Consider the following 22,430-nt stretch of genomic DNA (forward strand, 5'->3'; position numbering starts at 1 on the left):
TATCACAGAGGAAGATGTATGGGTGGTATTAGTATTTGGCAGTTGCTGATTATCGTCGTTATCGTGGTTCTGCTTTTCGGGACTAAAAAGCTGAGCTCACTGGGGTCTGATTTGGGCGCGTCCATCAAGGGCTTTAAGAAAGCCATGGGTGATGAAGACGACAAGAAAGACAAGTCGACTCAGGATGCGGATTTCACTGCAAAATCAATCACTGACAAGCAGGAAGACGCCAAAAAAGACGAAGCGAAACGCCACGACAACGAGCAGGTGTAATTCGTGTTTGATATTGGTTTCAGTGAACTGCTGCTGGTATTCGTGATTGGCCTTGTTGTATTGGGGCCAAAACGTCTGCCGGTCGCGGTTAAAACGGTTGTTGGCTGGATTCGCGCGCTGCGCTCGCTGGCGACAACGGTGCAAAACGAGCTGACCCAGGAGCTTAAACTTCAGGAATTTCAGGACAGCCTGAAAAAAGTGGAGAAAGCGAGCCTGGATACCCTATCGCCAGAGCTGAAGGCGTCGATGGACGAGCTGCGTGAAGCGGCGGAATCCATGAAGCGCTCTTACTCCGTTCACGATCCTGAAAAGGCGAGTGATGAAGCCAACACTATCCATAATCCGATAGTGAAGGACAGCGAGGAGCAGCGCGCCGGGGTTACCCCGTCGACGGCCGAACATCAGGCCAGTACCGACGAGCAGGTTCCATCCCCCGCTGAAACCCACACGCCAGAAGCGGCGGCGGTTAGCGACTCTGAAAAAGAGAAAAAAACCGCTTCCGTTCCTGATTCATCCCCTGCATCAAGTGATAAATCGTAAACATGGGCGTAGAAGATACTCAACCGCTGGTGTCGCACCTGATTGAACTGCGTAAGCGTCTGCTTAACAGCATCATGGCGGTGTTCATCATTTTTCTGGCGTTAGTCTATTTCGCCAACGATATCTATCAACTGGTCTCTGCGCCGCTGATCCGGCAGATGCCCGTTGGGGCGACGATGATTGCGACCGATGTCGCGTCACCGTTCTTTACCCCCATCAAGCTGACCTTCATGGTGTCGATTATCCTGTCGGCGCCGGTGATTCTTTATCAGGTGTGGGCCTTTGTTGCGCCTGCGCTGTATAAGCATGAACGCCGCCTGGTGGTGCCGCTGCTGGTTTCCAGTACGCTGCTGTTCTATACCGGTATGGCTTTTGCCTATTTCGTGGTGTTCCCTCTGGCTTTCGGCTTCCTGACGCATGCCGCGCCTGCGGGCGTGCTGGTCTCGACCGATATCAAGAGCTACCTCGATTTTGTGATGTCGTTGTTCATCGCTTTCGGGGTCTCCTTCGAAGTACCGGTGGCGATTGTGCTGCTTTGCTGGGTGGGCGTGACCACCCCGGAAGACTTGCGCAAAAAACGTCCGTACGTACTGGTTGGCGCATTTGTGGTTGGCATGCTGCTGACCCCGCCGGATGTTTTCTCGCAAACGCTGTTGGCGATACCGATGTACTGTTTGTTTGAGGTTGGCGTCTTCTTCGCCCGCTTCTATACCGGCAAGCGAGCGACGCGTGACGAAGACGCGGAAGCCGAAGCTGAAGCCGATAAAAACGAAGAATAAAATCACCGCCCGTCAGGGCGGTTTTTGTATGGAGCCGAGATGTTTGATATTGGCGTAAACCTTACCAGCTCGCAGTTTTCCCACGATCGTGACGATGTTATCGCCCGCGCTCAGGCCGCAGGCGTCAGCGGGATGCTGCTGACCGGAACCAATCGACATGAGAGCGAAGAAGCGCAACAGCTCGCACAGCGGTTTGCCGGGTGCTGGTCTACTGCGGGTGTGCATCCGCACGATAGTAGCAGCTGGAACACGGAGGTGGATGCGAGCATCCGTAAACTGGCGCAGCAGCCGGAAGTGGTGGCGATTGGCGAATGCGGGCTGGACTTCAACCGCAATTTCTCCACCCCAGCAGAGCAGGAGGCGGCGTTTAGCGCGCAGCTGGCACTGGCGGCGGAGCTGTCGATGCCGGTCTTTATGCACTGTCGCGATGCCCACGCGCGTTTTCTGGACTTGCTCGACCCGTGGCTGGATAAGCTGCCTGGCGGGGTTTTACACTGCTTCACCGGTACGCGCGAAGAGATGCAGGCCTGCGTCGATCGCGGCCTGTATATCGGCATTACCGGCTGGGTTTGCGATGAGCGTCGCGGGCTGGAACTGCGTGAGTTGCTGCCATTTATTCCGGCAGAGCGATTGATGATTGAAACGGATGCGCCTTATTTGCTGCCGCGCGACCTGTCGCCAAAACCGAAATCACGACGTAACGAGCCCGCCTTCGTGACGCACATCCTGACGCAAATTGCCCACTGGCGCGGCGAAGAGGCGCAGTGGCTGGCGTCCGTCACTGACAATAACGTTAAGACACTGTTTAATATTACGTTTTAGTTGCTGTCGGTTTTGCGAAAGTCGGTGTTCTTCACGCTTTGCATGACCTGCTTGTTGAGCAGATTGAGCAGCAACATTGAGCGGGCTTCGCCGTCAGGCTCAGAGAAAATCGCCTGCAAGCCTTCAAACGCGCCCTCGGTGATCACCACGCTGTCGCCGGGGAACGGTGTGCTGGGGTCGGTAACGCCTTCGGGTTTATACACCGAAAGCTGATGAATAACGCTGGAAGGAACCGTCGCCGGATGCATACCAAAACGCACAAAATGGCTGACGCCACGGGTCGCATTAATGGTAGTGGTATGAATCACTTCCGGGTCAAACTCAACAAAAAGGTAGTTGGGGAAAAGCGGTTCACTGACTGAAGTACGCTTACCGCGTACGATTTTCTCCAGGGTGATCATCGGCGTCAGGCAACTCACCGCCTGCCGTTCGAGATGTTCCTGAGCGCGCTGAAGTTGACCGCGTTTGCAGTACAGTAAATACCAGGCTTGCATAATGACTCGTTTCCACAATGTAGCGTGCAAGCATATCAAAAGAGTGATGCGATCGCGATTATAACTGATAGTGATAAGTCGAGCGTATTGGTTCACGTGATTTTAACAAAAATACAGCATCACAGCCGCATTCGCCGTATAATGAGGCGCTTACCAGGAGGCCATTAATTTCCCCATGAAATACCACGATCTACGCGACTTTCTGACATTGCTGGAGCAACAGGGTGAACTGAAACGTATTACGTTACCTGTTGACCCTCACCTGGAAATCACCGAAATTGCCGATCGCACCCTGCGTGCTGGCGGCCCGGCGTTACTGTTTGAGAACCCAACGGGTTACGACATGCCGGTGCTGTGTAACCTGTTCGGTACGCCAAAGCGCGTGGCGATGGGGATGGGGCAGGAAGATGTCAGCGCACTGCGCGAAGTGGGGAAACTGCTGGCTTTTCTGAAGGAGCCTGAACCGCCGAAAGGGTTCCGCGATCTCTTCGATAAACTCCCTCATTTCAAGCAAGTGCTTAACATGCCGACTAAGCGTCTGCGTGGCGCGCCGTGCCAGCAAAAAATCATCTCCGGTGATGACGTCGATTTATCGCGTATTCCGGTGATGACCTGCTGGCCGGAAGATGCGGCACCGTTAATCACCTGGGGGCTGACGGTAACGCGCGGCCCGCACAAAGAGCGACAGAACCTGGGTATCTATCGCCAACAGGTGATCGGCAAAAACAAACTGATTATGCGCTGGCTGTCGCATCGCGGCGGCGCGCTCGATTTTCAGGAGTGGTGCGCGGCGCATCCGGGCGAGCGATTCCCGGTATCCGTGGCGCTGGGTGCCGATCCTGCGACGATTCTCGGCGCGGTCACGCCGGTGCCGGATACGCTGTCGGAATACGCGTTCGCGGGTTTGTTGCGCGGCACCAAAACCGAAGTGGTGAAGTGCGTTTCCAACGACCTGGAAGTGCCTGCCAGCGCGGAAATCGTGCTGGAAGGGTATATCGAAATCGGTGAGATGGCACCGGAAGGCCCATATGGCGACCACACCGGTTACTACAACGAAGTGGATAACTTCCCGGTGTTTACCGTCACGCATATTACCCAGCGCGATGATGCTATTTATCACTCGACCTACACCGGACGTCCGCCTGATGAGCCGGCGGTGCTGGGTGTGGCGTTAAACGAAGTCTTCGTACCGATTCTGCAAAAGCAGTTCCCCGAAATCGTCGATTTCTATCTGCCGCCGGAAGGGTGTTCTTACCGTCTGGCGGTTGTTACGATGAAAAAACAGTACGCCGGGCACGCGAAACGGGTGATGATGGGCGTATGGTCGTTTTTACGCCAGTTTATGTACACCAAGTTTGTTATCGTCTGCGATGACGATGTGAATGCGCGTGACTGGAATGATGTTATCTGGGCGATTACCACCCGTATGGACCCCGCGCGGGACACGGTTCTGGTGGAAAACACGCCGATAGATTATCTGGATTTTGCCTCGCCGGTTTCCGGTCTGGGGTCAAAAATGGGGCTGGATGCCACCAATAAATGGCCAGGAGAAACCCAACGTGAATGGGGGCGTCCGATCAAAAAAGATCCGGCGGTCACGGCGCGTATCGACGCTATCTGGGATGAGCTGGCCATTTTTAGCGACAGCAAACGCGATTAACGCGGCTGTTCTGCCTGTTCAGGCACTAACGATTGGGGCAGTATTCAGACCCTGAAATGACTATAAGATCCGACAGAGGGAGCGCATGACAATTTTAAGCTGTAAAGTGACCTCGGTAGATGCCATCACCGACACTGTATATCGCGTCCGTTTAGTACCCGAAGCCCCATTCTCGTTCCAGGCGGGTCAGTATTTAATGGTCGTGATGGATGAGCGTGATAAACGCCCGTTCTCCATGGCCTCCACGCCGGATCAGCAGGACTATATCGAACTGCATATTGGCGCATCGGAGCTTAATCTGTACGCGATGGCGGTTATGGATCGCATTCTGAAGGATCGCGAAATTGTCGTTGATATTCCTCATGGTGAAGCCTGGCTGCGCGACGATGAAGAACGTCCGCTGATTTTAATCGCGGGCGGTACTGGCTTCTCCTACGTGCGCTCCATTCTGCTGACTGCGCTGAAGCGTAACCCTAACCGTGATGTCACCATTTACTGGGGCGGTCGTGAAGAGAAACATCTGTATGACCTTGCCGAGCTGGAAGCGTTAACGGTTAATCATCCGAAGCTGAATGTTATTCCGGTTGTTGAGCAGCCCGATAATGAGTGGCGTGGCCGCTCCGGTACCGTGCTGACGGCAGTATTGCAGGATTACGGTACGCTGGCGGAGCACGATATCTATATTGCGGGCCGTTTCGAAATGGCGAAAATCGCCCGTGACCTGTTCTGCAACGAACGTCAGGCGCGTGAAGACCGCCTGTTTGGCGATGCGTTTGCGTTTATTTAAGCAATAAAAAACCCGCCCCTGACAGGCGGGAAGAACGGCAACTAATCTTTTAATTTATCGGCCGGGGGCGCTATGCTTGCCCGGCCGACTTGCACTTATACGCGTTCAAATACGGTCGCAATCCCCTGACCTAACCCGATACACATTGTCGCCAGGCCGAACTGGGCGTCTTTGCGTTCCATCAGGTTCAGCAGCGTGGTACTGATACGCGCACCTGAACATCCCAACGGATGACCCAGGGCGATCGCCCCGCCGTTGAGGTTGATCTTCTCGTCGATCTGTTCTGTCAGCCCCAGATCTTTAATACATGGCAAGATCTGCGCGGCAAACGCTTCGTTCATTTCAAACAGGTCGATATCGCTTACCGACAGGCCCGCTTTTTTCAGCGCCAGCTTAGAAGCCGGAACCGGGCCATAACCCATGATAGACGGATCGCAGCCGACAACCGCCATTGAGCGAATGCGCGCGCGTGGCGTGAAGCCCAGTTCGCGGGCGCGACTTTCGCTCATGACCAGCATGGCGGAAGCGCCATCGGAAAGCGCGGAAGAGGAACCAGCGGTAACCGTGCCGGTTACCGGGTCGAATGCCGGTTTCAGCGTTGCGAGCGCTTCAACGGTGGTTTCCGGTCGAATCACTTCATCGTAGTTAAACTGTTTCAGAACGCCGTCGGCGTCGTGGCCACCGGTCGGGACGATCTCATTTTTGAACGCGCCGGACTGGGTTGCGGCCCAGGCACGCGCGTGAGAGCGGGCGGCAAAGGCGTCCTGCATCTCACGGCTGATGCCGTGCATCCGCGCCAGCATTTCGGCGGTTAAACCCATCATGCCCGCCGCTTTGGCGACGTTACGGCTTAAACCTGGGTGGAAATCGACGCCGTGGCTCATCGGCACGTGACCCATATGTTCAACACCGCCGATAAGGCAGGCGTGCGCATCGCCGGTCATGATCATACGTGCGGCGTCGTGCAACGCCTGCATCGATGAACCACACAGGCGGTTAACAGTGTTTGCAGGCACCGAGTGCGGTACTTCCGCCAACAGGGCGGCGTTACGCGCAATGTTAAAACCCTGCTCCAGCGTCTGCTGCACGCAGCCCCAGTAAATATCATCAAGAGACGCCGCTTCCAGCGCCGGGTTGCGCGCCAGCAGGCTACGCATCAGATGCGCCGAGAGATCTTCCGCGCGCACATGACGGAATGCGCCGCCTTTTGAACGGCCCATCGGGGTACGAATTGCATCGACAATGACAACCTGTTCCATTGTGACTCCTTAAGCCGTTTTCAGTGCGCCAACCGGACGGGCGGGCTCCACTGCGGGATAATACGGTTGGTTATGACGCGCTTTATTGCGTAGACCTTCCGGCACGTCATACAACGGGCCGAGGTGCTGATACTGCTGCGCCATATCGAGATATTTCGCGCTACCCAGCGTATCCAGCCAGCGGAATGCGCCGCCGTGGAACGGAGGGAAGCCCAGGCCGTAGACCAGTGCCATGTCCGCTTCTGCCGGGCTGGCAATGATGCCCTCTTCCAGGCAGCGCACCACTTCGTTGACCATCGGGATCATCATGCGGGCGATGATCTCTTCGTCGCTGAAGTCGCGCTTCGGCTGGGAAACATCGGCCAGCAGGCTGTCGGTTTGTGCGTCTTCTTCTTTTTTCGGTTTGCCTTTGCTGTCTTCTTTATAGCGCCAGAAGCCAAGGCCATTTTTCTGCCCGAAGCGGCTGGCATCAAACAGGGCGTCGATCGCGTCGCGATAATCTTTCTGCATGCGCTGCGGGAAACCTGCTGCCATCACCGCCTGGGCGTGATGTGCGGTGTCGATACCGACCACGTCCAGCAGATAAGCCGGGCCCATCGGCCAGCCGAACTGTTTCTCCATTACTTTGTCGACTTTGCGGAAATCCGCGCCGTCGCGCAGCAGCTGGCTGAAACCGGCGAAGTAGGGGAACAGCACGCGGTTAACGAAGAAGCCGGGGCAGTCGTTGACCACAATCGGCGTTTTGCCCATCTGGCTGGCCCAGGAAACCACTTTGGCGATGGTTTGCTCGCTGGTCTTTTTACCGCGAATGATTTCAACCAGCGGCATGCGGTGCACCGGGTTGAAGAAGTGCATGCCGCAGAAGTTTTCCGGGCGTTCCAGCGCGTCGGCCAGTTCGCCGATCGGGATTGTTGAAGTGTTGGAGGCCAGCACAGCATCCGGGCGGACTTTTTGCTCGGTTTCCGCCAGCACTGCTTTTTTCACCTTCGGATTTTCAACAACCGCTTCCACAACGACGTCTACACGGTCGAACCCGGCGTAATCCAGTGTGGGCTGGATGGTGGAAATGACGCCTGCCAGTTTCAGACCATCAATTTTGCCGCGCTCCAGCTGCTTATTGAGCAGTTTGCTGGCTTCCGTCATGCCAAGCGTCAGCGATTTCTCATTGATATCTTTCATGATCACCGGCACGCCTTTCCAGGCCGACTGATACGCGATGCCGCCGCCCATAATGCCTGCGCCCAGAACCGCCGCGTGCTTCGGCGCATCGGTGGTTTTGGCGAGTTTTTTCGCCAGACCTTTTACATATTGATCGTTAAGGAAGATGCCAACCAGCGCGCGCGCTTCGTTGGTGTGCGCCAGCGGGACAAAGCTTTGGTTTTCCAGCTTCAGCGCGTCATCGCGCCCCAGACGGGCAGCGGCTTCAATGGTTTTCACCGCCGTAATCGGCGCCGGATAGTGTTTACCCGCCGTCTGCATCACCATGCCTTTGGCGATAGTGAAGCTCATGGTGGCTTCCACTTTACTGAGCTTCAGCGGTTCCAGTTTCGGACGACGCTTCGCGCGCCAGTCGAGATCGCCGTTTATCGCCTGGCGCAATACGGCCAGCGCACCGTCGATCAGTTTCTCGTGTTTAACAACGCCATCCACCAGACCGATTTTCAGCGCGTGTTCAGCACCAACATCTTTCCCGGCAGCGATAATTTCCAGCGCGCTGTCCGCGCCCAAAAGGCGAGGCATACGCACGGAACCGCCAAATCCGGGCATGATCCCCAGTTTGGTTTCCGGCAGGCCGATGCGCAGGTCTGGCGTGGCTAAACGGTAATCGGTCGCCAGTACGCATTCGCAGCCACCGCCCAGCGCGTAGCCGTTAACGGCGGCGATGGTTGGAACCGGTAAATCTTCCAGACGGTTGAAGACGCTGTTGGCGAAATGCAGCCATTCGCTGAGTTGCTCTTCCGGCACCAGGAACAGCGAGAGGAATTCGGTAATATCTGCGCCGACGATAAACGCCGCTTTTTCAGAGCGCAGCAGCAGCCCTTTCAGCTCTTTTTGTTTTTCGAGGACATCGAGCGCGTGCCCGAGGCTGGCTACGGTCGCCGTATCTAATTTATTCACCGAGCCGGGGGCATCGAACACCAGTTCGGCAATGCCATCTTCCAGCCAGTTGAGGTACAGGGTATCGCCTTTGTAGAGCATGTCAGTCTCCTGAATCCAGCAGTGTAATCTGGTCGTACCAGATGAGGCTGAGTGTGGTTTTTATGTTAATAAAATGCAAATTACTCTTTAAATATTTGCTGGGGAGATCACGACTGGTGGAGATCACGCAGGTTCGGCGAGGTGTGCTAAGATGCGAAAACTTGAGGGCAAAAATGTACAAGGACTAAAAATGGAATCACTGGCTGCACTCTACAAAAATCATATCGCTACCCTGCAGGAACGTGCGCGTAACGCGCTGGACCGCTTCAAGCTGGATGCGCTGTTAATTCATTCCGGCGAACTGATGAATGTGTTCCTCGATGACCACGCGTATCCGTTCAAGGTTAACCCGCAGTTTAAAGCCTGGGTGCCCGTGACGCAGGTGCCAAACTGCTGGCTGCTGGTGGATGGCGTCAACAAACCGAAGCTGTGGTTCTACCTGCCGGTCGATTACTGGCACAACGTTGAGCCGTTGCCGACCTCCTTCTGGACCGAGGAAGTTGAGGTGATTGCGCTGCCGAAAGCAGACGGCATTGCCAGCCAGCTGCCAGCGGCTCGTGGAAATATTGGCTATATCGGTCCGGTTCCGGAGCGCGCGATTGGCCTGGGCATTGCTGCCGATAAGATCAACCCGAAAGGCGTGATTGATTACCTGCACTACTATCGTTCTTATAAAACGGATTACGAACTGGCCTGTATGCGCGAAGCGCAGAAAACAGCGGTCAACGGCCATCGCGCAGCGGAAGAAGCTTTCCGTTCCGGGATGAGCGAGTTCGACATCAATCAGGCGTACCTGACGGCGACCGGCCATCGCGATACCGATGTACCGTATGGCAACATCGTGGCACTGAATGAACACGCCTCTGTATTGCACTACACCAAACTGGATCACCGCGTGCCGTCTGAAGTGCGTAGCTTCCTGCTGGACGCTGGCGCGGAATATAACGGTTATGCCGCTGATCTCACCCGCACCTGGGCGGCGCACAGCGACAATGATTTCGCCCATCTGATCAAAGACGTGAATGACGAGCAGCTGGCGCTGATCGCCACCATGAAAGCGGGTGTCAGCTACGTGGATTACCATATCCAGTTCCATCAGCGCATCGCAAAAATCCTGCGTAAACATCAAATCCTCACCGATATGAGCGAAGAGGCGATGGTTGAAAATGACCTGACCGGGCCATTTATGCCGCACGGTATTGGTCACCCGTTGGGATTACAGGTTCATGATGTCGCGGGCTTTATGCAGGATGACACCGGCACGCACCTGGCAGCGCCGTCGAAATATCCGTACCTGCGCTGCACCCGCGTGTTGCAACCGCGCATGGTGCTGACCATCGAACCGGGCATTTACTTCATTGAATCTCTGCTGGCGCCGTGGCGTGAAGGGCAGTTCAGCAAGCACTTCAACTGGCAGAAAATTGAAGCACTGAAACCGTTCGGCGGGATTCGCATCGAAGATAACGTCGTGATCCACGAAAATAACGTTGAGAACATGACGCGCGATCTGAAACTGGCGTAATGGAAAGTTGGCCGATACCGGCGTCGCCGGTCACGTTTACTGAAGAGATTAAAAAGAGCCGTTTCATCACCCTGCTGGCGCATACCGACGGGGTGGAGGCGGCGAAAGCGTTTGTTGAGTCGGTGAGGGCGGAACATCCTGATGCCCGTCACCACTGTGTCGCCTGGGTTGCCGGGCGGCCAGATGACTCACAGCAGCTTGGCTTTTCAGATGATGGTGAACCGGCGGGAACGGCGGGTAAGCCCATGCTGGCGCAGCTTATGGGAAGCGGCGTCGGCGAAATTACCGCCGTGGTGGTTCGCTACTACGGCGGCGTGCTGTTGGGAACGGGCGGCCTGGTGAAAGCCTATGGCGGCGGTGTCCAGCAGGCGCTAAATCAACTCACAACACAAATCAAAACGCCATTAACCGAATATACTCTGTTGTGTGAATACGGTCAGTTGTCGGGGATAGAAACGCTGCTGGGGCAATTCTCTGGCGTGATTGTGGCCAGTGACTATCAGGCATCGGTACAGCTACGCGTGGCGCTTCCGCAAGCGAAAGTGGATGCTTTTACAGCAAAACTGGCTGATTTTAGTCGTGGTTCATTGCAATTGTTAGCGATTGAAGAATAATCCCCCTCCTTACTTTTATACCAAAGGAAGCGCCAGAGATGCATTTTCGTGCCATAACCCGAATCGTCGGACTTCTGGTCATCTTGTTTTCGGGAACCATGATCCTTCCCGGCCTGGTGGCATTGATTTACCGCGATGGCGCCGGGCGGGCATTTACCCAAACCTTTTTTGTCGCGCTGGTGATTGGATCGTTACTGTGGTGGCCGAACCGCCGCGAGAAGGGCGAACTCAAATCGCGCGAAGGGTTTTTGATTGTGGTCCTGTTCTGGACCGTACTGGGCAGCGTGGGTGCGCTTCCCTTTATCTTCTCTGAGCAGCCAAACCTCACGATAACTGATGCTTTTTTTGAATCCTTTTCCGGGCTGACAACGACCGGCGCGACGACGCTGGTGGGCCTCGATTCACTTCCGCATGCGATTCTCTTTTATCGACAGATGCTGCAATGGTTCGGCGGTATGGGGATCATTGTGTTAGCCGTGGCGATTCTGCCTATCCTCGGCGTCGGGGGGATGCAGCTTTATCGTGCCGAGATGCCGGGGCCGTTGAAAGATAACAAGATGCGGCCGCGTATTGCGGAAACGGCAAAAACCCTGTGGCTCATCTATGTATTGCTGACCGTCGCCTGTGCGCTGGCGCTGTGGTTTGCGGGTATGCCGGCGTTCGACGCCATCGGTCACAGCTTCGCGACTATCGCGATTGGCGGTTTTTCGACGCATGATGCCAGCGTGGGCTACTTCGACAGCCCAACGATTAACACCATTATTGCTATCTTCTTACTGATCTCCGGGTGTAACTACGGTCTGCACTTCTCGTTACTGAGCGGGCGGAGCCTGAAGGTTTACTGGCGCGATCCGGAATTCCGGATGTTTATTGGCGTTCAGTTGACGCTGGTCTTTATCTGTACGCTGGTGCTCTATTTCCATAACGTTTACAGCTCTGCGCTGACGACGCTAAACCAGGCCTTCTTCCAGGTGGTGTCGATGGCGACGACGGCGGGCTTTACGACGGACAGCATCGCTCGCTGGCCGCTCTTCCTGCCGGTGCTGTTACTCTGCTCGGCGTTTATCGGCGGTTGCGCCGGGTCGACGGGCGGTGGTCTGAAGGTGATTCGTATCCTGCTGCTGTTCAAGCAGGGGAACCGCGAACTAAAACGTCTGGTGCATCCGAATGCGGTGTATAGCATCAAGCTGGGCAACCGTGCGCTGCCGGAACGTATTCTCGAAGCGGTATGGGGATTCTTCTCTGCGTATGCGCTGGTGTTCATTATCAGTATGCTGGCGATTATCGCGACCGGCGTGGATGACTTCTCCGCGTTTGCCTCGGTAGTGGCAACGCTGAATAACCTGGGGCCAGGGCTTGGCGTGGTGGCGGATAACTTTGCCAGCATGAACCCGGTGGCGAAGTGGATCCTGATTGCGAACATGCTGTTTGGTCGTCTGGAAGTCTTTACGCTGCTGGTGTTGTTTACCCCAACCTTCTGGCGCGAATAAGTGGAGCTTGCGTTGAAAACATTAATTCTCTTCTCTACCCGTGATGGTCAGACGCGTGAAATTGCCGCGTACCTCTCTTCCGAGCTCAAAGAGCTGGGTATTGATTCCGAGCTGGTGAATCTGAATCGCACTCAGGACGTTGAGTGGGAACAGTATGACCGCGTTGTGGTGGGAGCGTCGATTCGCTATGGGCACTTCCATTCAGCGGTCGATCGTTTTGTGAAAAAGCATGCCGCGCAGATGCAGGCATTACCGAGCGCTTTCTTCTCGGTGAACCTGGTGGCGCGTAAACCCGAGAAGCGCTCGCCGCAGACCAATAACTACACGCGTAAGTTTCTGCTTGCCTCTCCATGGCAGCCGGATGCCTGCGCCGTTTTTGCCGGGGCGCTGCGTTACCCGCGTTATCGCTGGTATGACCGCTTTATGATCCGCCTGATTATGAAGATGACGGGCGGCGAAACGGATACCCGTAAAGAAGTGGTTTATACGGACTGGCAGCAGGTAGCCCATTTCGCCCGCGAAATTGCGCATATTCCGCGCAAATAGCGCACGAATGTAGCGCATTGCCTGGAAAATGAGCGAACGAAAAGTTTTTTGTATTTTATGCTTGCGAGATCTCAATTACTCCCTATAATGCGCCTCCACTGACACGGAACAACGGCCTCTAAGCCGCCGGGTTAGCAGGCTTCCTTCGGGAACGCCGCCAGAGAAAAGCGAAAATAAGCGCTTGACTCTGAAGGAGGAAAGCGTAATATGCGCACCTCGCAACGGTGAGCTTCACGCCGCGTTGCACTGCTCTTTAACAATTTATCAGACAATCTGTGTGGGCACTCAATGATACGGATTCTTAACGTCGCAAGACGATAAATGAATACCAAGTCTCTGAGTGAACACGTAATTCATTACGAAGTTTAATTCACGAGCATCAAACTTAAATTGAAGAGTTTGATCATGGCTCAGATTGAACGCTGGCGGCAGGCCTAACACATGCAAGTCGAACGGTAACAGGAATCAGCTTGCTGATTCGCTGACGAGTGGCGGACGGGTGAGTAATGTCTGGGAAACTGCCTGATGGAGGGGGATAACTACTGGAAACGGTAGCTAATACCGCATAACGTCGCAAGACCAAAGAGGGGGACCTTCGGGCCTCTTGCCATCGGATGTGCCCAGATGGGATTAGCTAGTAGGTGGGGTAACGGCTCACCTAGGCGACGATCCCTAGCTGGTCTGAGAGGATGACCAGCCACACTGGAACTGAGACACGGTCCAGACTCCTACGGGAGGCAGCAGTGGGGAATATTGCACAATGGGCGCAAGCCTGATGCAGCCATGCCGCGTGTATGAAGAAGGCCTTCGGGTTGTAAAGTACTTTCAGCGAGGAGGAAGGTGTTGAGGTTAATAACCTCAGCAATTGACGTTACTCGCAGAAGAAGCACCGGCTAACTCCGTGCCAGCAGCCGCGGTAATACGGAGGGTGCAAGCGTTAATCGGAATTACTGGGCGTAAAGCGCACGCAGGCGGTTTGTTAAGTCAGATGTGAAATCCCCGGGCTCAACCTGGGAACTGCATTTGAAACTGGCAAGCTTGAGTCTCGTAGAGGGGGGTAGAATTCCAGGTGTAGCGGTGAAATGCGTAGAGATCTGGAGGAATACCGGTGGCGAAGGCGGCCCCCTGGACGAAGACTGACGCTCAGGTGCGAAAGCGTGGGGAGCAAACAGGATTAGATACCCTGGTAGTCCACGCTGTAAACGATGTCGACTTGGAGGTTGTGCCCTTGAGGCGTGGCTTCCGGAGCTAACGCGTTAAGTCGACCGCCTGGGGAGTACGGCCGCAAGGTTAAAACTCAAATGAATTGACGGGGGCCCGCACAAGCGGTGGAGCATGTGGTTTAATTCGATGCAACGCGAAGAACCTTACCTACTCTTGACATCCACGGAACTTTTCAGAGATGAATTGGTGCCTTCGGGAACCGTGAGACAGGTGCTGCATGGCTGTCGTCAGCTCGTGTTGTGAAATGTTGGGTTAAGTCCCGCAACGAGCGCAACCCTTATCCTTTGTTGCCAGCGGTTCGGCCGGGAACTCAAAGGAGACTGCCAGTGATAAACTGGAGGAAGGTGGGGATGACGTCAAGTCATCATGGCCCTTACGAGTAGGGCTACACACGTGCTACAATGGCATATACAAAGAGAAGCGACCTCGCGAGAGCAAGCGGACCTCATAAAGTATGTCGTAGTCCGGATTGGAGTCTGCAACTCGACTCCATGAAGTCGGAATCGCTAGTAATCGTAGATCAGAATGCTACGGTGAATACGTTCCCGGGCCTTGTACACACCGCCCGTCACACCATGGGAGTGGGTTGCAAAAGAAGTAGGTAGCTTAACCTTCGGGAGGGCGCTTACCACTTTGTGATTCATGACTGGGGTGAAGTCGTAACAAGGTAACCGTAGGGGAACCTGCGGTTGGATCACCTCCTTACCTTAAAGAACCGTTCCTTGAAGTGTCCACACAGATTGTCTGATGAAAAGTAAATAGCAAGGCGTCTTGCGATTGAGACTTCAGTGTCCCCTTCGTCTAGAGGCCCAGGACACCGCCCTTTCACGGCGGTAACAGGGGTTCGAATCCCCTAGGGGACGCCACTTGCTGGTATGTGTGAGTGAAAGTCGCCGACCTTAATATCTCAAAACAGACTGTTAAGTCTTGTTTGAGATATTTGCTCTTTAAAAATCTGGATCAAGCTGAAAATTGAAACGACACACTTTTAAGTGTGTTCGAGTCTCTCAAATTTTCGCAACACGGTGGTGTTTTACGAAACATCTTCGGGTTGTGAGGTTAAGCGACTAAGCGTACACGGTGGATGCCCTGGCAGTCAGAGGCGATGAAGGACGTGCTAATCTGCGATAAGCGTCGGTAAGGTGATATGAACCGTTATAACCGGCGATTTCCGAATGGGGAAACCCAGTGTGATTCGTCACACTATCATTACGTGAATACATAGCGTAATGAAGCGAACCGGGGGAACTGAAACATCTAAGTACCCCGAGGAAAAGAAATCAACCGAGATTCCCCCAGTAGCGGCGAGCGAACGGGGAGCAGCCCAGAGTCTGAATCAGCATGTGTGTTAGTGGAAGCGTCTGGAAAGTCGCACGATACAGGGTGAAAGTCCCGTACACCAAAATGCATATGTTGTGAACTCGAAGAGTAGGGCGGGACACGTGGTATCCTGTCTGAATATGGGGGGACCATCCTCCAAGGCTAAATACTCCTGACTGACCGATAGTGAACCAGTACCGTGAGGGAAAGGCGAAAAGAACCCCGGCGAGGGGAGTGAAAAAGAACCTGAAACCGTGTACGTACAAGCAGTGGGAGCCTCTTTATGGGGTGACTGCGTACCTTTTGTATAATGGGTCAGCGACTTATATTCTGTAGCAAGGTTAACCGAATAGGGGAGCCGAAGGGAAACCGAGTCTTAACTGGGCGTTAAGTTGCAGGGTATAGACCCGAAACCCGGTGATCTAGCCATGGGCAGGTTGAAGGTTGGGTAACACTAACTGGAGGACCGAACCGACTAATGTTGAAAAATTAGCGGATGACTTGTGGCTGGGGGTGAAAGGCCAATCAAACCGGGAGATAGCTGGTTCTCCCCGAAAGCTATTTAGGTAGCGCCTCGTGAACTCATCTTCGGGGGTAGAGCACTGTTTCGGCTAGGGGGTCATCCCGACTTACCAACCCGATGCAAACTACGAATACCGAAGAATGTTATCACGGGAGACACACGGCGGGTGCTAACGTCCGTCGTGAAGAGGGAAACAACCCAGACCGCCAGCTAAGGTCCCAAAGTCACAGTTAAGTGGGAAACGATGTGGGAAGGCTCAGACAGCCAGGATGTTGGCTTAGAAGCAGCCATCATTTAAAGAAAGCGTAATAGCTCACTGGTCGAGTCGGCCTGCGCGGAAGATGTAACGGGGCTAAACTGTGCACCGAAGCTGCGGCAGCGACACTATGTGTTGTTGGGTAGGGGAGCGTTCTGTAAGCCGTTGAAGGTGTGTCGTGAGGCATGCTGGAGGTATCAGAAGTGCGAATGCTGACATAAGTAACGATAAAGCGGGTGAAAAGCCCGCTCGCCGGAAGACCAAGGGTTCCTGTCCAACGTTAATCGGGGCAGGGTGAGTCGACCCCTAAGGCGAGGCCGAAAGGCGTAGTCGATGGGAAACAGGTTAATATTCCTGTACTTGGTGTTACTGCGAAGGGGGGACGGAGAAGGCTATGTTGGCCGGGCGACGGTTGTCCCGGTTTAAGCGTGTAGGTGGGAAGTTTAGGTAAATCCGGACTTCTGTTAACACTGAGACGTGATGACGAGGCACTACGGTGCTGAAGTAACAAATGCCCTGCTTCCAGGAAAAGCCTCTAAGCATCAGGTAACATTGAATCGTACCCCAAACCGACACAGGTGGTCAGGTAGAGAATACCAAGGCGCTTGAGAGAACTCGGGTGAAGGAACTAGGCAAAATGGTGCCGTAACTTCGGGAGAAGGCACGCTGATATGTAGGTGAAGCGGTTTACCCGTGGAGCTGAAATCAGTCGAAGATACCAGCTGGCTGCAACTGTTTATTAAAAACACAGCACTGTGCAAACACGAAAGTGGACGTATACGGTGTGACGCCTGCCCGGTGCCGGAAGGTTAATTGATGGGGTTAGCGGCAACGCGAAGCTCTTGATCGAAGCCCCGGTAAACGGCGGCCGTAACTATAACGGTCCTAAGGTAGCGAAATTCCTTGTCGGGTAAGTTCCGACCTGCACGAATGGCGTAATGATGGCCAGGCTGTCTCCACCCGAGACTCAGTGAAATTGAACTCGCTGTGAAGATGCAGTGTACCCGCGGCAAGACGGAAAGACCCCGTGAACCTTTACTATAGCTTGACACTGAACATTGAGCCTTGATGTGTAGGATAGGTGGGAGGCTTTGAAGTGTGGACGCCAGTCTGCATGGAGCCAACCTTGAAATACCACCCTTTAATGTTTGATGTTCTAACGTAGACCCGTGATCCGGGTTGCGGACAGTGTCTGGTGGGTAGTTTGACTGGGGCGGTCTCCTCCCAAAGAGTAACGGAGGAGCACGAAGGTTAGCTAATCCTGGTCGGACATCAGGAGGTTAGTGCAATGGCATAAGCTAGCTTGACTGCGAGCGTGACGGCGCGAGCAGGTGCGAAAGCAGGTCATAGTGATCCGGTGGTTCTGAATGGAAGGGCCATCGCTCAACGGATAAAAGGTACTCCGGGGATAACAGGCTGATACCGCCCAAGAGTTCATATCGACGGCGGTGTTTGGCACCTCGATGTCGGCTCATCACATCCTGGGGCTGAAGTAGGTCCCAAGGGTATGGCTGTTCGCCATTTAAAGTGGTACGCGAGCTGGGTTTAGAACGTCGTGAGACAGTTCGGTCCCTATCTGCCGTGGGCGCTGGAGAATTGAGGGGGGCTGCTCCTAGTACGAGAGGACCGGAGTGGACGCATCACTGGTGTTCGGGTTGTCATGCCAATGGCATTGCCCGGTAGCTACATGCGGAAGAGATAAGTGCTGAAAGCATCTAAGCACGAAACTTGCCCCGAGATGAGTTCTCCCTGACTCCTTGAGAGTCCTGAAGGAACGTTGAAGACTACGACGTTGATAGGCTGGGTGTGTAAGTGCAGCGATGCATTGAGCTAACCAGTACTAATGAACCGTGAGGCTTAACCTTACAACGCCGAAGATGTTTTGGCGAAGAGACATCGATAAGTAAGCTTGATAACAGATTAAATTAACCGGCGTAAGCGGGTTAATACAACAGAATTTGCCTGGCGGCACTAGCGCGGTGGTCCCACCTGACCCCATGCCGAACTCAGAAGTGAAACGCCGTAGCGCCGATGGTAGTGTGGGGTCTCCCCATGCGAGAGTAGGGAACTGCCAGGCATCAAATAAGCAGAAGGCCATCCGGAAGGATGGCCTTTTTGCGTTAGTGCGGAAAAAACCTGCCGGATGGCGGCTGCGCCTTATCCGGCCTACAAAAGAATAACCCCCACCGAATGGCACGAACCCGTAGGCCCGGTAAGCGCAAGCGCCAACGGGCGATACCACGCGCACAATCCCCTCATATACGGTAAACTAGCGACGTTTTTGCATCAGGAAAGCAGCTATGAACCATTCCCTAAAACCCTGGAACACCTTCGGCATTGATCATCATGCGAAGCACATTGTATGCGCGGAAAACGAACAACAACTACTGAGCGCCTGGCAGCATGCGACCGCAGAAAGTCTGCCAGTTCTTATTCTGGGTGAAGGAAGCAACGTTCTCTTCCTGGAAGATTTCGCCGGAACCGTCATCGTTAACCGGATTAAAGGTATCGATGTCACCGAGTCGGCAGATGCCTGGCATCTTTATGTCGGGGCGGGTGAAAACTGGCATCAATTGGTTAGTTATACGCTGGATAACAACATGCCGGGTCTGGAAAACTTAGCGTTGATCCCTGGCTGTGCCGGTTCATCACCCATTCAAAATATCGGAGCCTATGGCGTCGAGCTTCAACAGGTCTGTGAATTTGTTGACTGTGTCGAACTGGCGACCGGTAAACACCTGCGTTTATCGGCAGCAGAATGTCGCTTTGGCTATCGCGATAGCATCTTTAAACATGAGTATCAGGACAAATTCGCTATTCTGGCCGTGGGTTTCCGCCTGGCGAAAGCATGGAAGCCCGTGCTGACGTATGGCGATCTGACGCGTTTAGATCCGCAGACCGTTACGCCGCGTGACGTTTTTGATTCCGTATGCCATATGCGAATGACGAAACTCCCGGACCCTAAAGTCAACGGCAACGCAGGAAGCTTCTTTAAGAACCCGGTCGTTGATCGCGAGCACGCCGATGCGCTGCTGGCTTTATTCCCCAATGCGCCGCATTACCCGCAGCGTGATGGAACTGTGAAACTGGCGGCGGGCTGGCTTATCGACCAGTGTCAGTTGAAAGGCTATATTCACGGTGGTGCGGCGGTACATCAACAGCAGGCGCTGGTTCTCATCAATCAGGGTAATGCGACCAGTAATGATGTGGTTGGCCTGGCCCACCATGTTCGGGCGCAGGTTGGCGAGAAATTTAATGTCTGGCTGGAGCCTGAAGTGCGATTTATGGGGCCAACGGGCGAAGTGAACGCGGTAGAGGTCATTGCATGAAAGACAACACGGTACCCTTAACGCTGATAGCCATCCTTTCCGACGGTGAATTCCATTCCGGCGAACAGTTGGGCGAAAAACTGGGCATGAGCCGCGCGGCGATTAACAAACATATCCAGACCTTGCGTGATTGGGGCGTGGATGTTTTCACTGTTCCCGGCAAAGGTTACAGCCTGCCAGAGCCTATCCAGTTACTGGAAGAAGAACGCATTCGTCAGCAAATTGAATATGGCAACGTGGCGGTCTTACCGGTTATTGATTCCACTAACCAGTATCTGCTCGATCGTATTCACGACCTGCATTCCGGTGATGCCTGCGTGGCAGAGTATCAAACCGCAGGGCGTGGCCGCCGTGGTCGTAAATGGTTCTCTCCATTCGGAGCGAATCTCTACCTTTCGATGTACTGGCGGCTGGAGCAGGGGCCTGCGGCGGCAATTGGTTTGAGTCTGGTGATTGGCATTGTCATGGCCGAAGTATTGCAAAGCCTGGGCGCCGATCAGGTACGTGTAAAATGGCCGAATGATCTGTACCTTAATGACCGTAAACTCGCCGGGATCCTGGTGGAATTAACCGGAAAAACGGGTGATGCAGCGCAAATTGTCATTGGCGCGGGGATTAACCTCGTGATGCGTAATGTCGAAAATGATGTCATCAATCAAGGCTGGATCAACCTTCAGGAAGCGGGGATCTCCATCGATCGCAACACGCTTGCCGTCCGCCTGATTAAAGAGTTGCGTGATTCGCTACGTCTGTTTGAGCAGGAAGGGCTGACACCGTATCTGACACGCTGGAAAAGACTCGATAACTTTATTGATCGCCCGGTGAAGTTAATTATCGGCGACAAAGAGATCTTCGGTGTATCACGTGGTATTGATTCGCAAGGCGCATTATTACTTGAGCAGGATGGAGTGATTAAGCCCTGGGTCGGCGGCGAAATTTCGTTGCGTAGCGCAGAATGAAAAAAAAGGGAGCCTCGGCTCCCTTTTCTATAAAAGTATTTATTTTCTCAGGCGGACCTGCTCAACCGAGTGATTTGCGCTTTTCGTCAAAATCAGGCTCGCGCGCTCGCGCGTAGGCAAGATGTTTTCCTTAAGATTCACAAGGTTAATCTCATTCCATAAATTAGTCGCTACGTTTATCGCTTCATCTTTTGAAAGCTGTGCATAGTTATGGAAATAAGAATCCGGATCGGTAAATGCACCTTCGCGGAATTTCAGGAAGCGGTTGATATACCACGATTGAAGTAGTTTTTCCGGCGCATCAACATATATTGAGAAGTCGACGAAATCGGAAACAAATACATGATGTGGATCGTGTGGATAATCCATCCCGCTTTGTAGAACATTTAATCCTTCAAGAATTAAAATATCCGGATGCGTTACCGTTTTATCGCCGTCCGGGATGACATCATAAATCAGATGCGAATAGACAGGCGCCGTCACGTCAGGCACGCCGGATTTAAGGTCTGAAACGAATTTCACCAGGCGATGCATATCATAAGATTGCGGGAAGCCTTTCTTCTTCATCAGCCCACGCTCTTTCAGCACCTCATTAGGGTGCAGGAAGCCATCGGTGGTAATCAGCTCTACACGGCGATGCTCAGGCCAGCGGCTCAGTAACGCCTGCAAAACGCGCGCGGTGGTGCTTTTCCCCACGGCGACGCTGCCGGCGATACTAATGATATAAGGAATACGTTGCCCGTTGGTGCCCAGGAACTGTTCCAGCACAGCCTGGCGACGCAGGTTAGAGCTGATATAGAAGTTGAGCAAACGCGATAAAGGCAAATAGATCTCGGCGACCTCTTCCAGCGACAGATCTTCGTTGATACCTTTCAACCGTTTGATTTCCCCTTCAGTCAGGGTCATCGGCACGGAATCACGAAGTGCAGCCCACTGGCTACGATTAAACTGTAGGTAAGGTGTCATTAACGTTTGCTCTTTTTTTCTCATAAGCATGTTCTGACCGCCGCCTTAACGAACACACGACGCATCAACATTCAGTTAATCAGGACAATGGGCAGGAGGTTAACACCAGATGGAAGAGAATAAGAAGAAAAAATCTAAATGAGTGGCGCTTTCGTGCACAAACGCAACACATCACGACTCCCTTCCGAAGCGTTATTAACACACCCTTGAGGGGCTGATACCCGTTAAGGCAGATAACACGGTAAAACGCCCATTGTGCGGCGCGTCAAAAATGTCCATTTTCTGCTCTCATATTCGCCACCTTGCCGTGTTTTTACGCAGTTGCGCACAAAATATGAGCAAGAGAACATTTTATGCAAATTTTTAGTTGCATGCAGGCGCAGGTCTCCCTAGAATGCGCGCTACTTGATGCCGACTTAGCTCAGTAGGTAGAGCAACTGACTTGTAATCAGTAGGTCACCAGTTCGATTCCGGTAGTCGGCACCATCAAGTGCCTGGTGGGGTTCCCGAGCGGCCAAAGGGAGCAGACTGTAAATCTGCCGTCATCGACTTCGAAGGTTCGAATCCTTCCCCCACCACCATCTTCGGTTACGCGAAAGCGCAGCCAGAGTCGGAAGCTGTATCCACCGGCTCAAACAGGAGAGTGTTCTTCTCCTTAAACAGAAAGAACTGGGTAGCCGAGTTTCAGGATGCGGGCATCGTATAATGGCTATTACCTCAGCCTTCCAAGCTGATGATGCGGGTTCGATTCCCGCTGCCCGCTCCAGACGTGCTGATATGGCTCAGTTGGTAGAGCGCACCCTTGGTAAGGGTGAGGTCCCCAGTTCGACTCTGGGTATCAGCACCACTTCACTTCTCCTTCCCGTTT

The 22,430-nt window shown here is 53.8% G+C and carries 16 protein-coding genes, 5 tRNA genes and 3 rRNA genes; 20 read left to right on the top strand and 4 right to left on the bottom strand.

Going from position 1 to position 22,430, the window contains the following annotated elements; all coding sequences use genetic code 11:
* The first annotated feature begins 18 nt into the window (after positions 1 to 18).
* Genes tatA through tatD form a run of 4 tightly spaced genes read left to right on the top strand, consistent with a single transcriptional unit; the run spans position 19 to position 2,414 of the window.
* A complete protein-coding gene (tatA, locus tag AC1MKH_RS00855; RefSeq protein WP_015966408.1) occupies positions 19 to 273 on the top strand; it encodes a Sec-independent protein translocase subunit TatA in 255 nt (84 codons plus the stop codon).
* A 3-nt stretch (positions 274 to 276) separates the two neighbouring features.
* Positions 277 to 813 (top strand): Sec-independent protein translocase protein TatB, encoded by a 537-nt coding sequence (gene tatB, locus AC1MKH_RS00860; protein WP_015966407.1) that lies wholly within the window; start codon positions 277 to 279, stop codon positions 811 to 813.
* A gap of 2 nt (positions 814 to 815) precedes the next feature.
* Positions 816 to 1,592 carry a Sec-independent protein translocase subunit TatC gene (gene tatC, locus AC1MKH_RS00865; protein ID WP_015966406.1) on the top strand — a complete coding sequence of 259 codons (777 nt, stop codon included), beginning with the start codon at positions 816 to 818 and terminating at the stop codon, positions 1,590 to 1,592.
* Positions 1,593 to 1,631: 39 nt separating this feature from the next.
* Positions 1,632 to 2,414, top strand: coding sequence for a 3'-5' ssDNA/RNA exonuclease TatD (gene tatD, locus AC1MKH_RS00870; RefSeq protein ID WP_276223068.1), 783 nt, complete (start codon positions 1,632 to 1,634; stop codon positions 2,412 to 2,414).
* Here tatD and rfaH read toward each other — a convergent pair.
* Positions 2,411 to 2,908 (bottom strand): transcription/translation regulatory transformer protein RfaH, encoded by a 498-nt coding sequence (rfaH, locus tag AC1MKH_RS00875; RefSeq protein ID WP_276223066.1) that lies wholly within the window; start codon positions 2,906 to 2,908, stop codon positions 2,411 to 2,413. The two genes, tatD and rfaH, sit on opposite strands and share 4 nt — an antisense overlap.
* Before the next feature lie 175 nt (positions 2,909 to 3,083).
* Here rfaH and ubiD point away from each other — a divergent pair, with 175 nt between their 5' ends.
* Both ubiD and fre read left to right on the top strand, forming a co-directional pair.
* Positions 3,084 to 4,568, top strand: coding sequence for a 4-hydroxy-3-polyprenylbenzoate decarboxylase (gene ubiD, locus AC1MKH_RS00880; protein WP_015966403.1), 1,485 nt, complete (start codon positions 3,084 to 3,086; stop codon positions 4,566 to 4,568).
* Between the two features lie 85 nt (positions 4,569 to 4,653).
* Positions 4,654 to 5,355, top strand: coding sequence for an NAD(P)H-flavin reductase (gene fre, locus AC1MKH_RS00885; protein WP_276223064.1), 702 nt, complete (start codon positions 4,654 to 4,656; stop codon positions 5,353 to 5,355).
* 95 nt (positions 5,356 to 5,450) lie between these two features.
* Here fre and fadA read toward each other — a convergent pair whose 3' ends face one another.
* Together fadA and fadB are read right to left on the bottom strand one after the other, a co-directional pair.
* Positions 5,451 to 6,614, bottom strand: coding sequence for an acetyl-CoA C-acyltransferase FadA (fadA, locus tag AC1MKH_RS00890; protein WP_231825696.1), 1,164 nt, complete (start codon positions 6,612 to 6,614; stop codon positions 5,451 to 5,453).
* A gap of 9 nt (positions 6,615 to 6,623) precedes the next feature.
* Positions 6,624 to 8,813, bottom strand: coding sequence for a fatty acid oxidation complex subunit alpha FadB (gene fadB, locus AC1MKH_RS00895; RefSeq protein WP_276223062.1), 2,190 nt, complete (start codon positions 8,811 to 8,813; stop codon positions 6,624 to 6,626).
* A 190-nt stretch (positions 8,814 to 9,003) separates the two neighbouring features.
* On the opposite strand from fadB, the gene pepQ reads away from it, so the two are divergent.
* The 10 genes from pepQ (at position 9,004) to birA (ending at position 20,596) form a co-directional block, all read left to right on the top strand.
* Positions 9,004 to 10,335 (top strand): Xaa-Pro dipeptidase, encoded by a 1,332-nt coding sequence (pepQ, locus tag AC1MKH_RS00900; RefSeq protein ID WP_276223059.1) that lies wholly within the window; start codon positions 9,004 to 9,006, stop codon positions 10,333 to 10,335.
* The gene (locus AC1MKH_RS00905) at positions 10,335 to 10,949 is read left to right on the top strand and encodes an IMPACT family protein (protein ID WP_276223057.1); all 615 of its coding nucleotides are present in this window, start codon (positions 10,335 to 10,337) and stop codon (positions 10,947 to 10,949) included. Before pepQ ends, AC1MKH_RS00905 begins: the two co-directional genes overlap by 1 nt.
* Before the next feature lie 38 nt (positions 10,950 to 10,987).
* The gene (gene trkH, locus AC1MKH_RS00910) at positions 10,988 to 12,439 is read left to right on the top strand and encodes a Trk system potassium transporter TrkH (RefSeq protein ID WP_276223055.1); all 1,452 of its coding nucleotides are present in this window, start codon (positions 10,988 to 10,990) and stop codon (positions 12,437 to 12,439) included.
* A gap of 12 nt (positions 12,440 to 12,451) precedes the next feature.
* Positions 12,452 to 12,985 (top strand): menaquinone-dependent protoporphyrinogen IX dehydrogenase, encoded by a 534-nt coding sequence (gene hemG, locus AC1MKH_RS00915; RefSeq protein ID WP_253899081.1) that lies wholly within the window; start codon positions 12,452 to 12,454, stop codon positions 12,983 to 12,985.
* Between the two features lie 387 nt (positions 12,986 to 13,372).
* Positions 13,373 to 14,914 (top strand): 16S ribosomal RNA (locus tag AC1MKH_RS00920).
* A gap of 85 nt (positions 14,915 to 14,999) precedes the next feature.
* Positions 15,000 to 15,075, top strand: a tRNA-Glu gene (locus AC1MKH_RS00925).
* A gap of 191 nt (positions 15,076 to 15,266) precedes the next feature.
* Positions 15,267 to 18,173, top strand: a 23S ribosomal RNA gene (locus tag AC1MKH_RS00930).
* A 96-nt stretch (positions 18,174 to 18,269) separates the two neighbouring features.
* Positions 18,270 to 18,385: ribosomal RNA gene (rrf, locus tag AC1MKH_RS00935) — 5S ribosomal RNA — on the top strand.
* The 16S, 23S and 5S rRNA genes sit together here with 1 tRNA gene alongside, the layout of an rRNA operon.
* A 223-nt stretch (positions 18,386 to 18,608) precedes the next feature.
* Positions 18,609 to 19,637 carry a UDP-N-acetylmuramate dehydrogenase gene (murB, locus tag AC1MKH_RS00940; protein WP_276224774.1) on the top strand — a complete coding sequence of 343 codons (1,029 nt, stop codon included), beginning with the start codon at positions 18,609 to 18,611 and terminating at the stop codon, positions 19,635 to 19,637.
* Positions 19,634 to 20,596, top strand: coding sequence for a bifunctional biotin--[acetyl-CoA-carboxylase] ligase/biotin operon repressor BirA (gene birA, locus AC1MKH_RS00945; RefSeq protein ID WP_276224773.1), 963 nt, complete (start codon positions 19,634 to 19,636; stop codon positions 20,594 to 20,596). Before murB ends, birA begins: the two co-directional genes overlap by 4 nt.
* A 39-nt stretch (positions 20,597 to 20,635) precedes the next feature.
* Here the strand turns inward: birA and coaA are convergent, their stop codons facing one another.
* On the bottom strand, positions 20,636 to 21,586 hold the full coding sequence (coaA, locus tag AC1MKH_RS00950) for a type I pantothenate kinase (protein ID WP_041686545.1): 951 nt from the start codon (positions 21,584 to 21,586) through the stop codon (positions 20,636 to 20,638).
* Positions 21,587 to 21,972: 386 nt separating this feature from the next.
* Between coaA and AC1MKH_RS00955 the strand changes: the two genes are divergently transcribed.
* The 4 genes from AC1MKH_RS00955 (at position 21,973) to AC1MKH_RS00970 (ending at position 22,409) form a co-directional block, all read left to right on the top strand.
* Positions 21,973 to 22,048, top strand: a tRNA-Thr gene (locus tag AC1MKH_RS00955).
* Positions 22,049 to 22,058: 10 nt separating this feature from the next.
* Positions 22,059 to 22,143, top strand: a tRNA-Tyr gene (locus AC1MKH_RS00960).
* Between the two features lie 110 nt (positions 22,144 to 22,253).
* Positions 22,254 to 22,328, top strand: a tRNA-Gly gene (locus tag AC1MKH_RS00965).
* A 5-nt stretch (positions 22,329 to 22,333) separates the two neighbouring features.
* Positions 22,334 to 22,409, top strand: a tRNA-Thr gene (locus AC1MKH_RS00970).
* Positions 22,410 to 22,430 lie beyond the last annotated feature (21 nt).

Source organism: Pseudocitrobacter sp. CD920760 (assembly GCF_057782505.1).

What these genes read in the sequence shown, in the direction of transcription:
- fre (WP_276223064.1), top strand. Translation starts at nt 4,654, where the DNA reads ATGACAATTTTAAGCTGTAAAGTGACCTCGGTAGATGCCATCACCGAC.
- tatA (WP_015966408.1), top strand. Translation starts at nt 19, where the DNA reads ATGGGTGGTATTAGTATTTGGCAGTTGCTGATTATCGTCGTTATCGTG.
- fadA (WP_231825696.1), bottom strand. Translation starts at nt 6,614, where the DNA reads ATGGAACAGGTTGTCATTGTCGATGCAATTCGTACCCCGATGGGCCGT.
- murB (WP_276224774.1), top strand. Translation starts at nt 18,609, where the DNA reads ATGAACCATTCCCTAAAACCCTGGAACACCTTCGGCATTGATCATCAT.
- coaA (WP_041686545.1), bottom strand. Translation starts at nt 21,586, where the DNA reads ATGAGAAAAAAAGAGCAAACGTTAATGACACCTTACCTACAGTTTAAT.
- pepQ (WP_276223059.1), top strand. Translation starts at nt 9,004, where the DNA reads ATGGAATCACTGGCTGCACTCTACAAAAATCATATCGCTACCCTGCAG.
- trkH (WP_276223055.1), top strand. Translation starts at nt 10,988, where the DNA reads ATGCATTTTCGTGCCATAACCCGAATCGTCGGACTTCTGGTCATCTTG.
- tatD (WP_276223068.1), top strand. Translation starts at nt 1,632, where the DNA reads ATGTTTGATATTGGCGTAAACCTTACCAGCTCGCAGTTTTCCCACGAT.
- AC1MKH_RS00905 (WP_276223057.1), top strand. Translation starts at nt 10,335, where the DNA reads ATGGAAAGTTGGCCGATACCGGCGTCGCCGGTCACGTTTACTGAAGAG.
- ubiD (WP_015966403.1), top strand. Translation starts at nt 3,084, where the DNA reads ATGAAATACCACGATCTACGCGACTTTCTGACATTGCTGGAGCAACAG.
- birA (WP_276224773.1), top strand. Translation starts at nt 19,634, where the DNA reads ATGAAAGACAACACGGTACCCTTAACGCTGATAGCCATCCTTTCCGAC.
- tatC (WP_015966406.1), top strand. Translation starts at nt 816, where the DNA reads ATGGGCGTAGAAGATACTCAACCGCTGGTGTCGCACCTGATTGAACTG.
- rfaH (WP_276223066.1), bottom strand. Translation starts at nt 2,908, where the DNA reads ATGCAAGCCTGGTATTTACTGTACTGCAAACGCGGTCAACTTCAGCGC.
- fadB (WP_276223062.1), bottom strand. Translation starts at nt 8,813, where the DNA reads ATGCTCTACAAAGGCGATACCCTGTACCTCAACTGGCTGGAAGATGGC.